Origin of the sequence: Actinomyces weissii (assembly GCF_016598775.1) — a bacterium.
Classification (GTDB): domain Bacteria; phylum Actinomycetota; class Actinomycetes; order Actinomycetales; family Actinomycetaceae; genus Actinomyces; species Actinomyces weissii.
Window position 1 is genome coordinate 227,012 of record NZ_CP066802.1, and the last position, 12,669, is coordinate 239,680.

Annotated in this window: 11 protein-coding genes and 1 pseudogene; 6 read left to right on the forward strand and 6 right to left on the reverse strand. The window is 72.9% G+C overall.

The window, feature by feature from the left end; genetic code table 11:
- Positions 1 to 73 precede the first annotated feature (73 nt).
- Together JG540_RS00980 and JG540_RS00985 are read right to left on the reverse strand one after the other, a co-directional pair.
- Positions 74 to 523: a GNAT family N-acetyltransferase gene (locus tag JG540_RS00980; protein ID WP_200276163.1), complete on the reverse strand. Its 450-nt coding sequence runs from the start codon at positions 521 to 523 to the stop codon at positions 74 to 76.
- A gap of 155 nt (positions 524 to 678) precedes the next feature.
- Complete coding sequence (locus tag JG540_RS00985) at positions 679 to 2,079, reverse strand: serpin family protein (RefSeq protein WP_200276165.1); 1,401 nt, start codon at positions 2,077 to 2,079, stop codon at positions 679 to 681.
- 178 nt (positions 2,080 to 2,257) lie between these two features.
- Here JG540_RS00985 and JG540_RS00990 point away from each other — a divergent pair, with 178 nt between their 5' ends.
- Positions 2,258 to 3,661 carry a PAS domain-containing protein gene (locus JG540_RS00990; RefSeq protein ID WP_234042838.1) on the forward strand — a complete coding sequence of 468 codons (1,404 nt, stop codon included), beginning with the start codon at positions 2,258 to 2,260 and terminating at the stop codon, positions 3,659 to 3,661.
- Positions 3,662 to 3,776: 115 nt separating this feature from the next.
- Here the strand turns inward: JG540_RS00990 and JG540_RS00995 are convergent.
- The 3 genes and pseudogenes from JG540_RS00995 to JG540_RS01005 all read right to left on the reverse strand — a co-directional run bounded on the left by JG540_RS00995 (position 3,777) and on the right by JG540_RS01005 (position 6,628).
- Positions 3,777 to 4,974 (reverse strand): annotated as a pseudogene (locus tag JG540_RS00995) (methyltransferase domain-containing protein).
- Between the two features lie 140 nt (positions 4,975 to 5,114).
- The gene (locus JG540_RS01000; protein ID WP_200276167.1) at positions 5,115 to 5,576 is read right to left on the reverse strand and encodes a transcriptional accessory protein; all 462 of its coding nucleotides are present in this window, start codon (positions 5,574 to 5,576) and stop codon (positions 5,115 to 5,117) included.
- 167 nt (positions 5,577 to 5,743) lie between these two features.
- The gene (locus JG540_RS01005) at positions 5,744 to 6,628 is read right to left on the reverse strand and encodes a fructose bisphosphate aldolase (RefSeq protein ID WP_200276169.1); all 885 of its coding nucleotides are present in this window, start codon (positions 6,626 to 6,628) and stop codon (positions 5,744 to 5,746) included.
- A 142-nt stretch (positions 6,629 to 6,770) separates the two neighbouring features.
- On the opposite strand from JG540_RS01005, the gene ispF reads away from it, so the two are divergent.
- The 5 genes from ispF (at position 6,771) to JG540_RS01030 (ending at position 12,011) form a co-directional block, all read left to right on the forward strand.
- Complete coding sequence (gene ispF / locus JG540_RS01010; protein WP_200276171.1) at positions 6,771 to 7,307, forward strand: 2-C-methyl-D-erythritol 2,4-cyclodiphosphate synthase; 537 nt, start codon at positions 6,771 to 6,773, stop codon at positions 7,305 to 7,307.
- Positions 7,304 to 7,735 (forward strand): VOC family protein, encoded by a 432-nt coding sequence (locus JG540_RS01015; protein ID WP_200276173.1) that lies wholly within the window; start codon positions 7,304 to 7,306, stop codon positions 7,733 to 7,735. Before ispF ends, JG540_RS01015 begins: the two co-directional genes overlap by 4 nt.
- A 165-nt stretch (positions 7,736 to 7,900) precedes the next feature.
- A complete protein-coding gene (gene cysS / locus JG540_RS01020) occupies positions 7,901 to 9,583 on the forward strand; it encodes a cysteine--tRNA ligase (RefSeq protein WP_200276175.1) in 1,683 nt (560 codons plus the stop codon).
- A gap of 81 nt (positions 9,584 to 9,664) precedes the next feature.
- Positions 9,665 to 10,684, forward strand: a complete 1,020-nt coding sequence (gene rlmB / locus JG540_RS01025; RefSeq protein ID WP_200276178.1) for a 23S rRNA (guanosine(2251)-2'-O)-methyltransferase RlmB — start codon at positions 9,665 to 9,667, stop codon at positions 10,682 to 10,684.
- A gap of 85 nt (positions 10,685 to 10,769) precedes the next feature.
- Positions 10,770 to 12,011 carry a hypothetical protein gene (locus JG540_RS01030; protein WP_200276180.1) on the forward strand — a complete coding sequence of 414 codons (1,242 nt, stop codon included), beginning with the start codon at positions 10,770 to 10,772 and terminating at the stop codon, positions 12,009 to 12,011.
- 208 nt (positions 12,012 to 12,219) lie between these two features.
- Here JG540_RS01030 and JG540_RS01035 read toward each other — a convergent pair whose 3' ends face one another.
- Positions 12,220 to 12,663, reverse strand: a complete 444-nt coding sequence (locus JG540_RS01035) for a hypothetical protein (protein WP_200276183.1) — start codon at positions 12,661 to 12,663, stop codon at positions 12,220 to 12,222.
- Positions 12,664 to 12,669 lie beyond the last annotated feature (6 nt).

Genomic DNA, 12,669 nt, shown 5'->3' on the forward strand with positions numbered 1-12,669 from the left:
CGGGGCCGGCCTGGTGGGTGCGGGAAGCTAGTGGCCTGATCTTAGGGGCGGGTACGGTGGCCCGCCGTCGGGCTCATCGCGCGGCGTACCGGTACACGTTGGTCTCGCGCAGCTCGAAGCCGCAGCGCTGGTAGAGGCGGTTAGCGGCCTCACGGGAGGGTCGGGAGGTCAGGTCCACCGTGCGCGCACCCAGCTGCGCGGCGTGCTCCACCGCCGCCTGCACCAGGGCTGCCCCTGCCCCCTGGCCGCGGGCAGCCGAGTCGACGACGACGTCCTCGATCCAGGCGCGCAGCCCCGTAGGGATCTTGAAGGTGGCCAGGGTCAGCATCCCTAGTATCGGGCGCTGCCCCTGCTCGTCAGCGGTCTCCGGGCGGAACACGAACAAGAAGACGCCCTCCTGGGCCACCAGCTCCGTGCACTGGGTGGAGGTCAGGGCCGGGGCGGAGCGGGACAGCTGGGGGATGAGGCGTGCCATGGCCTCGACCAGCTCAGGCGTAGAGCTGGTGAATAGCTCAACCGACATGGTTCCTCCTGGAGGTCTCGGGGTGGTCACCTGCCGTGCCCGGCGTGCTCCGGGTCCGGTCAGGGACGGCTGCTCAGGAACTGAGGCTACCGCGTGGGACCAGCACAGGCCGGGCAACCGTCCCGGCGTCGTGTGCGGGCTGCCAGGCGGTGCGCCTACAGGGCGGAGCGGGACGCCGGGTCCATGACCACGGCCTCGAACACGGGCATACCGGTGGCCGCGTCGACGATACGGGCCACGAACGGGTGGTCCACGAAGAACTCCACCGGATCGCCAGCAGGGAGCGGGGCCGAGACCCCCACCTGCACCTCCGTCAGGGCAGCCGCCACCGTGCCCTCCTCGTCCACCACCAGGCGCGCCTGCTGCACCGTCTGGTTGACCACCATCTCAGGCCCGATATGGTCCAGGCTCCCCAGCTCAACGTCCAGGGAGCTGAGCTCCTGCAGCAGGTCAGTGGCCTCCGTGGTCAGGTCCAGGCGAGGCAGGCGCAACCGTACCTCCGGGCCGCTGCGTCCCTGGCGCTCCAGCTCGGTCAAGGCGGCGGTGGCCTCGCTCCAGGCCTGCTCGCCCAGCTCGGTGGGGTGGACGGTCCTGCGGGGCAGCACCACGTCCAGCACCAGGCCCCTGCCCTCCTTAGCCGCAGGCCCGTAAGGCAGCCGCAGGGCCCGCCACTGCGTGTCCTCCACCAGCGGAAGGTGGGCGGTGGTGACCATCAGGTCAGCCCGGCTGCGCCCCTGTCCGGGCAGGTGGAAGACCTGGTCCTTCAGGGTCTCCGTAGGCCGGAAGGGCAGGGCCCAGCGGGCCGCCAGCAGCACGGCGCTCTGCAGCACCAGGCGCGTGCTGCCGTCCAGCTGTAGGCCTGAGCGGCGCACCAGTCCCCCTGTGTGGAGCCTGGCCCAGGCGTTGGTGGCCTCGGTGGCCTGGTCCAGCGCCACATAGCTGACGGCGGCGTCGTACCAGGTGCGCACGGCGTCCACGTAGGACTGGTTGACCGTGTCCTTGGCGGAGCCCACCAGCAGCAGGTTACTGGCCAGGTGCAGCAGGGGCTGCTCCGGCAGCCGGTCGGGGTCAAAGTGCTGCAGCTCGCGCACCGAGAGGGTGTCAAAGCGCTGCAGGGCCAGCTGGGCGCGCCGCCACATGGTGTCCCGCGCCGTCGCGTCGTCGTCGGAACCGGCCCCCAGCAGATCCGCTACGCCCTGCCCCAGGGAGGGGGCCTGGGCGTACAGCATGGCCAGGGACAGGCTCAGTCCCGCCGGGCAGACCAGGGCGTTGGAGCCGGGGGAGGCCTCCAGCCGTTGCCGCAGCAGGCGGCTGCCCAGGCTGCTGGCAGCGTCCGCCGCCACCATAGAGGTGGTCACGTCCGCCGGAGGGCTGGTGGGGCGGACCTGCGAGGGCAGAGAGTCGATGGCGCGCAGGGCCCGGGTCGGCGAGCCGGGGGCCACCCCCTCCAGCGCCGCACAGCCACCTAGACCGGACAGCGCCGCGGCGGTGGCTAGGGCGGGCACCCCCAGGACGACGGAACGACGGCTGGGACAGGCAGGGACCGTAGCGCGCATACCCCTAGTCTGCTTGCCAGGCGCTCCCGGTGCTAGGCGTGCCCGTGGCCGGAGTGTCGGCACCGGCTGGGAGAGCCCGAAAGGCCGGTCCGCTGAGGGCCGGACGAGTACTCTCTGAACAGGTCCAACGTCCCACCCCTCCCGCCGCCTGGCTGCGGGACCGTGCAGGAAGGCCGCCATGACGCCCCCGCCACAGAGCAGCAACCAGACCAACCCGCAGCCTCCCGCCCCCGTGGCTGAGGGCGAACGTACCTACGCCGCCGACGAGCTGTTCTTCTCCACCACCGACGCCGGGGGCCGGATCCGCCGCGCCAACTCCACCTTCATGCGCCTGTCCGGCTTCCCCCGCGGCGCCCTGGTGGGGCGGGCGCACAACGTGGTGCGCCACCCGGACATGCCCGCCGGGCTGTTCCGCAGCCTCTGGGAGGACGTCGAGGCGGGCCGAGCCGCCAGCGCCTACGTCACCAACCGCAGCGCCGACGGCGGCTTCTACCGGGTCTTCGCCACCATCGTCCCCTCCACGGGTGGGTACCTGTCAGTACGTACCCTGCCGATGCGCACGGGGCTGCGTGACCAGGTGGAGGCGGCTTACGCCCGGGTCCTGCAGGTGGAGCAGGCCTCGGCGGCCGCAGGCTCCACCCGCCGGGAGGTGGCCGCCGCCGGGCAGGCCGCCCTGCTGGAGGAGCTGCAGGCCCTGGGCTACCGCGACAGCGTGGACTTCACCCGCCAGGTGCTGGCCGAGGAGGTCAGTGCCCTGGTGGCCTCCGGCGTCGACATCCCGGAGATCGCGGGGGAGGGGCCGGTGGCTCGTGTCCTGGCGGGCCTGAACGCTATCGAGGAGGCCACCGGCGGGCTGGTGGCGCAGATCGACGAGTGCAGCCGCCTGGTGTCCCTGCTGGGCACCCGTGCCACTGAGATCGGGGCCCTGTCCGCGCGCCTGGGGGCCCTGCGCAGCTCCTTGCGGGAGCTGGCGGCGGACGCGGGCCGCCTGGGGGACTCGGACGCCGCCGACGTCGTGGCCAGCCGCTACCAGGAGGTGGACGCCTTCGTCCTGGAGTGCTTTGAGCAGCTGCACCCGCTGGCCGGGCAGGTCGTGGAGCTGCGGGGCGACGTCGACTCGGTGCGCTTCGGTATCGCCCTGCTGCGCCTGCACAACCTGGCGGCCGGGTTCTTTGCCGTGCAGCTGCTGGACGGGCAGGACGAGCTGGGGGAGAACGACGCCGTCGGCTCGCTGGAGGAGCTGGTGGGGGCGCTCAGTGCGGGCGCGCGCTCCCTAGCGGGGCGCCTGGAGCTGTTCCGGGCCCGCGCCGAGCTGGTGGGCGGGGAGCTGGAGGTCGTGGCCAAGGCGCTGACGGACACCCACCAGCCCCTGCTGGACCTGCTGGGGGCGGCGGCGGACGCGGGAGCCGCTGACGAGTCCTCCGCCCGCACCGCCCGCTCCCTGGTACGTGACGGATTCCCGGAGGCCCGCGACCTGGCCGACCTGGCCGGGGCGGTGCGCGACCTGGAGGTGCCCTACCGGGCTGCGGAGATCGAGGCGCACCTGGCCCGGCTGCGAGTGGCCCTGGCGGAGCTCGCCTGAGACCGGGCGGCTCTGCCGGGGCGGGCCGCGGCGCTGGTTCCGCGCTGCTGGCGCGCTTCCCCGTTGCGGGCGCGGGTTCCGCGCTGCTGGCGCGCTTCCCCGTTGCGGGCGCGGGCTAGGCGCGGTGCAGCTCCACCAGCACCTCGGCGTGGTCGGTGTGCGGGAACATATCGAACAGCCGCGCCCGCACCACCCGCAGCGAGGGCATCGCCTCCAGGTCCGCCGCCAGGCTGGCCGGGTTGCAGGAGGAGTACAGCACCCGCTCCACCCCGGAGGCCTCCACGGCAGCGGCCAGCTCCCCGATCCCCCGGCGCGGCGGGTTGACCACCAGCAGGTGCGGCGCACCACCCAGGGCCGACGCCGCCCCCGGGTCCAGCACGCGCGCGTCACCCGCCTCAAAGCGCACCAGCTCCGGCCCCAGGCCCATCAGGTGGGCGGAGTCGCGGGCGCCGTCGATCGCACTGGCCGACAGCTCCACCCCCAGCACCTGCCGCCCCGGCCCCGCCAGCGCCAGGGCGAAGCCGCCGACGCCGCAGAACAGGTCCCACACCCGCAGCGGCCCGGCCCCGCCGTCGTCTGCAGGGGCCAGGGCCCACTGGCGCGCCTGGTCATAGAGGGCCTCGGCCACCGCCGTGTTCGTCTGGAAGAAGGAGCGGGTCGGCAGCCACAGGGGCAGCTCCACCCCGCTACCCGGTAGGCGCAGCCGCATGAGCAGCCGGTCCCCGCCCGGCTCCTCAGTCAGCACCACCTCCTCAGGCCCCTCCAGCACCGCCTGGTGCACCGGCTGGATATTCGCGCTGGCCACCGCCAGGCCCGGCAGCACCCGCCGCAGCCCCGGCAGCGCCGCCCGCAGATCCTGCACGTGCCGGTGCGAGCGCAGCACGAAACGCACCATCAGGTCCCCGTCCGGCGAGGCCGTGACCAGCAGGTGCTTCAGCTCCCCCCCGACGCCGGGGCACGTCATAGGGCTCCAGCCCTAGGTGCCCCACGAAGTCAGCGAGCACCCCCAGCGCCGCGCGCAGCGCTGGCACGTGCAGGGGGCAGTCGCGCAGGTCCACGCCCGCGCCAGCGCCGTCGAGAATGCCCAGAACCGGCGCCCCCGCCCGCCCGGACACCACCATCTTGGCCTTGTTCCGGAAGGTCTGGGGGGCACTGGCCACGGGGGGAGCCCAGGACTCCACCGGCACCGGGTTGGCCCCGGTGGCCAGCAGCGCCGCTACCCGGTCCTGCTTGGCCGCCAGCTGTAGGGCCACCGGCAGGTCCAGGTGCGGGCAGGAGCGGCAGCGCCCGGCCGTGTGCCGCTCGCAGCGCAACGAGCCGTGAGCAGCTGCCTGCTCCGCCGTCGGCAGCGGGCTGTCGGCAGCGGTGGGGGTGTGACCGGCTGGTGCGGCACAGGCTCTTGCCGGGGCTGCTCGCAGGTGCGCCGGGTCCGAGGTCATGCCCCGATTCTGCTTCACTTGAAGGCCAGGAGCAGGCCCCCAAAGAAGAAACCGACCCCAAGCACGCAGATTGCCAGTCCCAGCCAGTGCATCGGGATGAAGAACAGGGAGTTGCGTGTGCCGCTCCCCCGCAGCAGCTGCTGGCGCTGGACTTGCAGCAGCCGCTCGACCTGGGCGGTGGCCTCCTCCGCGCTCCTCGGGGCGGCAGCCCCCGGCTCCAGCTGGAAGGTGCCCTCCTGGACCCGCTGCCAGCTGCGTGCACGCAGCTCCTCCAGATAGGTCTCGGCCTGCTGCCGCGGGCGCAGCACGTTGAGCCAGTAGCCCATAAGGAAGGTCAGGGTGCCGCCGAGCAGCAGCCCGAGGCCGACGGGAAGGTAGTTCGGAGAGCCCGGCTTAGCGCCGATGCTCCCGATGGCAATCAGTCCCAGGGCGACGAACGGAATCGTGAGTATGCCCCAACCACGCCAGATAATCATGGGCTGAGCCTATCGCCACGGGGTTGGTCTTCTGTCCACGGCGGAGGGTTAGAAGGGGGCTGGGTGGCAGCGGCGACGGCGGAGTCGTTGGAATCCCACGGTTCTTGCGCGCACGCCGGGGTTACCCGGAGCCTCTAGTCCTCCGCCAGTGACAAACCGCCTGTGGCTCAGGCCACCGAGGCCTGGTAGACCGACTTGATCGAGGCGTCCAGGGTGGCGTTGAACTCGGCGTCGGACTGGTCCGCCCGCAGCCCCTCCAGCAGCGCCCGGGAGAAGGAGGCGATCATGCCCGGGTTACGGGCCAGCCGCCGGTTGGCCTCCTCCCGGCTGTAGCCGCCGGACAGCGCCGCCACCCGCACCACCCGCGGGTGGCGCACCAGCCCGGAGTAGAAGGTGGCCACTGACGGGATAGTCAGCTTCAGCAGCACCTCCTGGCCGGGGCGCAGCCGGTCCAGCTCGGCGTTCAGGGCCGACAGGAGCAGCAGCTCGATCCCAGGCTTGGCGGGGGCATTGATATCCACCTCCGGCTCGATGATGGGAGTGAGCCCGGCCGCCAGGATCCGCCGCGCCAGCTCGAACTGCTGGGCCAGTACCTGCTTGATGCCCTTGGGGTCGGCCCGCAGGATCACGGAGCGCATCTTGGTGCCGAACACCTTGGCCTCCACGGCTTTGGCCAGCAGCTCGTCCAGCCCGGCGATCGGTTTCATCAGGCGCACGCCGTCGGACTCCTCCGCCAGCCCCTGGTCCACCTTGAGGAAGGGCACCACACCCTTGACGTCCCACAGGTACTCGGCGGTGGGGCGGCCCTCCACCTGGCCGTCCAGGGTGCGCTCGAACAGGATCGCGCCCAGGACCCGCCGGGAGCTGAAGGCGGGGGAGGTCATGACCCGGCAGCGCATGGCGTGCACCAGCGCGAACATCTCCTCCTCGCTGCTCCAGGACTCTGGGCTCAGGCCGTAGTTCTGCAGGGCGCGCGGGGTGGAGCCGCCCGACTGGTCCAGCGCGGCAATGAAACCGGCTCCGGCGCGCATCCTGCTCATCTGCTCGGACATGGTGACCTCCTAGCGAGGCACGGCCTAAGGCCGCCCCGTAACGTCGTCGTTACCACCAGTGTATGATTCCTGTCACTTTCTTGGGTGGGTGGTGGGTTGCGGCTGCGGGGCGGCGGGCGCGCTGCTGGGGCACACTGGGCGCATGCCCCACACGCAGTCCAGTCCGTCACCCCTGCTGCCCCGCACCGGCATCGGCACCGACGTGCACGCCTTCGCCACCGACCCCAGCACCCCCCTGCACCTGGCCTGCCTCCAGTGGCCGGGGGAGACCGGCCTGGAGGGGCACTCTGACGGCGACGTCGTGGCCCACGCCTGCTGTGACGCCCTGTTCTCCGCCGCCGGGCTAGGGGACCTGGGCTCCAACTTCGGCACCGCTGAGCCGCAGTGGAAAGGCGCTGCCGGGGCGGTGCTCCTGGCGGAGGCCGCCCGGCGGGTGCGGGCCGCTGGCTTCGAGATCGGCAACGTGGCGGTGCAGCTGGTGGGGGCGCGCCCGCGCGTGGCCGCCCGCATGGACGAGGCCCGCCAGGCCCTGTCGCAGGCCGCTGGTGCCGCAGTCTCCTTCTCGGCGACGACGACGGACCACCTGGGCTTCCTGGGCCGTGAGGAGGGGCTGCTGGCCGTGGCCACCGCCCTGGTCTACCCCGTGCCCACTGAGCAGCCGTCACAGGAACAGCCATGAGCGCCCCGACGGCCCGAGGCCTGCACCACGTGGAGCTGTGGGTGGGCGACCTGGAGCAGGCCCGCGCGCAGTGGGGCTGGCTGCTGGGCTCCCTGGGGTGGGAGCGCGCCCAGGACTGGCCCGAGGGCAGCCTGTGGGAGGCGGCCTGCGGCCCCTACCTGGTGCTGACCACGCCGCCGCTCACCGCGCCCCAGCCTCATGACCGCCACCGGCCCGGCCTGAACCACCTGGCCCTGTGCGCCCCGGACCGGACCACCGTGGACCAGGTCAGCCAGGAGGCCCCGGAGCGGGGCTGGCGGCCGCTGTACGCCGAGCGCTTCCCGTACGCGGGCGGGCCGGAGCACTACGCCGCCTACCTGGAGGACGCCCAGGGCTTCAAGGTGGAGGTGGTGGCCCCGCGGCAGGTCCCCGCAACGCGCATCGGGTGAGAGCCTGGTAGGTGGACCAGGTGTCGGGCAGCTTTGGAGGCGTCGGGCCTGCCGGGTGAACAGGGCGGTCCGCCGCGACTCCACCACGCAGGCCCGGGAGCCGTAACGGGCCCGCCCGCGGCGGCGGCCTGCCCTGCTCCGGAGGGGGCCGGGTATGTTTGGGACGTGAGTGCCCTCCAGCCTGAACCCCTTGCGCTGCGCCTGTACGACTCGGCCGCGCACGCCGTCGTGCCCCTGGCCCCCACGGCCACCCCCGGCGTGGTCAAGATCTACCTGTGCGGTGCCACCGTGCAGGGCTCCCCGCACATTGGCCACATGCGCTCCGCCATCGCCTTTGACGTGCTGCGTCGCTGGCTGGAGCGCTGCGGCCAGCAGGTGGTGCTCATCCGCAACGTCACCGACATCGACGACAAGATCCTGGCCAGGTCCGCGGCCGCGGACCCGCCCGTGCCGTGGTGGGCCTGGGCCCAGCGCCACGAGCGGGAGTTCGACGCCGCCTACCGCGCCCTGGGGGTGGCCCCGCCCACCTACGAGCCGCGTGCCACCGGGCACGTGCCCGAGATGATCGACCTGATCTCCCGGCTGCTTGAGCGCGGCCACGCCTACGTGGGCAGCCCCGGCAACGTCTACTTTTCGGTGTCCTCCCTGCCAGACTACGGCTCCCTGACCAACCAGCGACCCCAGGACCTGACCAGCACGGAGGACGAGTCCCAGGTGGACGCCGCCGTGGAGGCCGGTAAGCGTGAGCCCCGCGACTTCGCCCTGTGGAAGGCCGCCAAGGCGGGGGAGCCCGCCGACGCCGCCTGGGACACCCCCTGGGGCCGGGGGCGGCCCGGCTGGCACCTGGAGTGCTCGGCCATGAGCCACCGCTACCTGGGGGAGGAGCTAGACATCCACGGCGGGGGCATCGACCTGCGCTTCCCCCACCACGAGAACGAGCAGGCCCAGTCCCACGGGGCGGGCTGGGGCTTTGCCCGCCACTGGGTGCACAACGCCTGGGTGACCATCAAGGGCGAGAAGATGAGCAAGTCCCTGGGCAACTCACTGGTGGTCAGCGAGCTGCTGCGCCACCACGAGCCCGCCGTGCTGCGCCTGGCCCTGGGGACCGTCCACCACCGCTCCACCGTGGAGTTCTCCGCGGAGAGCCTGGCCGACGCCGCCGCCCTGTGGGAACGGCTCACGGGGGCGCTGCTGCGGGCCCGTGAGGTCTCCACAGCGGTCGACGCCGCCGCCGCCGCCCTGCGTGCGCGCGCCCTCCCGGCGGAGTTCACCGCCGCTATGGACGAGGACCTGAACCTGGCCGGGGCCATGGCGGTGGTGCACGCCACCCTCAAGCGGCTCAACACGGCGCTCGCGGCGCCGGGACAGGCGGGGGCGGCGCAGGCGGGCCGCGGCGCGGCGCCGGAGTCGACCGGCGCGGCCGAGACGACCGGCGTGGCGCCGGAGATGGATGGCGCGGCGTCGGAGTCGACCGGCGCGGCCCAGGAGGCCTCTGTCGCCGTGACGTCTGGCGCCGCCACCTCTAGTGCTGACACCTCCGGCACCGCCCCGGAGGGCAGCGACCTGGTCACCAGCACCGCCCTGGACCTGCGTGCCCAGCTGGACGTGCTGGGCCTGGACCCCCTGTCCGAGCCCTGGCGCGCCAGCGTGCTGGGCGCGGGCAGCGCCAGCGGGCAGGACGCCGCCCTGACCGCCCTGGACCACCTGGTGGCCGCCCTGGTGGAGGAGCGGGCCCAGGCGCGCGCCGCCAAGGACTGGGCCCGTGCCGACGCCCTGCGCGACCAGCTGGCCCGCGCGGGCGTCGTCGTCGAGGACTCGGCGGCCGGTGCCCGCTGGCACCTGGCCTGATCCGCCTGCGTAACCTTGTGGCGCCTGGGTTCCGGGCTGCCGTACCTTAGCCACAGACCAGCCCCGAACACGGAGGACCACATGCCAGGCAATGACCGAGTGCACGGCGCCCTGCGCCGACCGGGAAAGAAGAAGGGACCGCTCAAGGGCTCCGGGGGGCAGAAGAGCCACGCCCTGGAAGGCAAGGGCCCCACCCCCAAGGCGGAGGACCGCGTCGGCCACCCCAAGGCGCGGGCCAAGGCCCGGGCGGAGGCCCGCGCCGCCCAGCCCACCCGCGCCAAGCAGCTGGAGAGGCTCAGGCGGCGCTTCGGGGTGCCGGAGGGGCACGAGATCGTCTGCGGTCGCAACGCGGTGGCGGAGGCCGCCCGGGCCGGGGTGCCGATCTCCCGCGTGTTCATGGCGGTCTCCGCAGAGAGCGACGACCGCCTGGGGGCGGTGGTGCGCCGGGCCGCCCTGCTGGGGGCCCCGGTGCTGGAGACCACCAAGCTGGACCTGGAGGCGCTGACCGACGGCGCCGCCCACCAGGGCGTGGCCATTGAGGTGCCCGCTTACGAGTACCAGGACCTGGCGGACCTGCTGGAGCGCGCCCGTGCCCTGGGCCGCACCCCGCTGCTGGTCGCCCTGGACCAGGTCACCGACCCACACAACCTGGGGGCGGTGCTGCGCAGCGCCGGGGCCTTCGGGGCCGACGGCGTAGTCATCCCCGAGCGGCGCAGCGTGGGCGTGAACGCCACCGTCTGGAAGGTCTCCGCCGGGGCCGCCGCCCGCGTGCCGGTGGCCCGGGAGACGAACCTGGTGCGGGCCCTGGAGCGGCTCAAGAAGGAGGGCTGCTTCGTGGTGGGCCTGGACGGCGGCGGCCAGACCCTGGTGGAGGAGCTGGGCTTCGCGGACTCGCCCCTGGTGCTGGTAACCGGGGCGGAGGGGACGGGCCTGTCCCGGCTGGTGCGGGAGACCTGCGACGTGATCGCCTCCATCCCCATCAACGGGCGGGTGGAGTCCCTCAACGCCGCCGTGGCCACCGGGATCAGCCTCTACGAGGTGGACCGGTTGCGTCGTCGGGCGGCCGCCTCCGCACAGGACGCCGCCTCCGCGCAGAACTGAGCCTGCCCTACACGACTCGCGTCCCAATGGCACAATGGGGCCAGACCAGGACGCCCGCCCCGGGCCCCGGGCAGAGGAGGCCACCATGACCAAGGACGCCAACGCGAGCTGGAACCGCACCGAGGGTGTGCTTGTCGCGCCCGGTACGGCCCCCGAGGCCGTGGCAGAGTTCCTGGCCGCCCGCAACGTGGTGGGGCGCCTGGAGTGGTACCCCAGTACCCCCCACCTGCTGTCCCTCACCCTGGCCTGTGACGTACAGGGGCGGGTGGCGGTGACCCCCTCCAACCGCGGCGGCGTGGTGGCCGGTCTGGGCACCAGTGCCCTGACTGAGGCGCTGGCCCGCGAGTTCCAGGCCGACGTGACCATCGGCCCGGCCTCCTTCGACGGCCTGCCGGAGGGGGTCGAGCTGCCGACGGTCACCACCACAGCCAGCCCCACCTCCCGCACCGTGGTGGTCTCCCCGCTGAGCGCCTACACGGTGCCGCTGCAGGCCACCCTCCTGGAGCGTCCCCTGGCGGTGGCCTCCGCCCCGGCCCTGGACCGCCGTCTGGTCATGTACTCCGGTGAGGGCCAGGAGCTGGGGGTCTTCGGCTGGGACGAGGACTCCCTGCCGGCGCTGGTGCTCACGGTGGACGGGCACGACATGACCGTGCGGGCAGTCACCTCCACGGAGGGGGAGGACGACGCCGTCTACTCCTGGGCCATGACCTCCAGGTACGTGCTGGGAGGGGTGAAGGACCCGGGTCCCTCCCTGACCGCATTCGTCAAGGAGCTGCTGGAGGACCGTACGGACGCCTCGGTGATCGCGGCGGCCGTGCCTGGCGCGGACCTGCAGGCGGTGGCGCAGGCGATCCAGACCCCCGGCATGGAGGGGATGCTGGCGCTGGTGGAGGCGCTGGGGCTGCCGGACTTCGTGGGTCTGGTGCTCAACGGGCGGCTGGCTCCGGCGGAGGTGCCGGGGGCGGTGGTGCACGAGCCGCGCGGCCTGTCCAACGCCGTCTCCCGCTCGGTGGGCCTGATGCTGCAGGACCCCTCCACCCCCGGGGCTGGCTTCTGGCGCTCCTACGTGCGCACGGTCACCGACCAGGCCTGGCTGGTGCGTGCGGGGCTCGCCCTGGAGGCGGGGCTGGGTGGCGCACTGGTGGGTGTGGCGCTGCGACGGCGGGGCCGCACCGGGGTGACGCCGCGCTGGACCATGGCTGCGGGCGTGCTGCTGCTGCTGGACTCGGTGGTGGAGGCCTCCACGGCCTCATGGGTGCGGCACCTGGAGCTGCGACGCCGGGCTGACGAGGAGATGGCCCTGGTCGCAGAGGAGCTCGGCGCCTGATACACGCTTGACTGGGGGAGACTGGCCCCGCCGTCTTCCTGGCCAAGGCACTCTCCAAGACCTTCGGCACCGGAGCCCAGCTGCCTGCTACGCCGGGCTCGCACCCCTCACCCGCCTCCACTTGTGCATTTCGGCGCGAGTTGTGCCGGAATGCCGCACAACTCGCGCCGAAATGCACAAGTCAGGGTGGGGCGGGCACGCCCCGCCGTCAGAAGATGAGGAGGTGCTGCATCAGCTGCCGCAGGCCGAGCGCCAACAGGCTGAACACCATGGACGCCCCGATTCCCAGCAGCAGGAGCTTGCTGGGGACGGGAGGCGGCACCTCCCACGGGTCAAGGGTCAGCTTTCCCGGCAGATTCCGCGTGAAGCGGGGCTCTACGTAGAACACTGGCACCACCTGACCTGCCGCCAGCACAAAAGATATCCGCGGCATATGGCAGAGCAACGTGTCCCGGCAAGTGACGTGCACCGGACCTGCGGGCACCTGGTAACGCTGGACAGCCATAGCGCTGCGTGGGATCTCCTGCCCGTTGATCCAGGTGCGTGGCACCACACGCCCGGGGCGGCACATCTGGTAGCGCAGCTCCACCACGCCGGTGGGCGCTGCTGGGCCGGGTGCGTAGGGCCCTGGCGGCTGCCCGGGTGCGGTCATACGCGC

Coding starts and splice junctions, on each gene's coding strand:
- JG540_RS00980 (WP_200276163.1), bottom strand. CDS start 523: ATGTCGGTTGAGCTATTCACCAGCTCTACGCCTGAGCTGGTCGAGGCC.
- ispF (WP_200276171.1), top strand. CDS start 6,771: ATGCCCCACACGCAGTCCAGTCCGTCACCCCTGCTGCCCCGCACCGGC.
- JG540_RS01000 (WP_200276167.1), bottom strand. CDS start 5,576: ATGATTATCTGGCGTGGTTGGGGCATACTCACGATTCCGTTCGTCGCC.
- JG540_RS00985 (WP_200276165.1), bottom strand. CDS start 2,079: ATGCGCGCTACGGTCCCTGCCTGTCCCAGCCGTCGTTCCGTCGTCCTG.
- JG540_RS01015 (WP_200276173.1), top strand. CDS start 7,304: ATGAGCGCCCCGACGGCCCGAGGCCTGCACCACGTGGAGCTGTGGGTG.
- rlmB (WP_200276178.1), top strand. CDS start 9,665: ATGCCAGGCAATGACCGAGTGCACGGCGCCCTGCGCCGACCGGGAAAG.
- JG540_RS00990 (WP_234042838.1), top strand. CDS start 2,258: ATGACGCCCCCGCCACAGAGCAGCAACCAGACCAACCCGCAGCCTCCC.
- JG540_RS01035 (WP_200276183.1), bottom strand. CDS start 12,663: ATGACCGCACCCGGGCAGCCGCCAGGGCCCTACGCACCCGGCCCAGCA.
- JG540_RS01030 (WP_200276180.1), top strand. CDS start 10,770: ATGACCAAGGACGCCAACGCGAGCTGGAACCGCACCGAGGGTGTGCTT.
- JG540_RS01005 (WP_200276169.1), bottom strand. CDS start 6,628: ATGTCCGAGCAGATGAGCAGGATGCGCGCCGGAGCCGGTTTCATTGCC.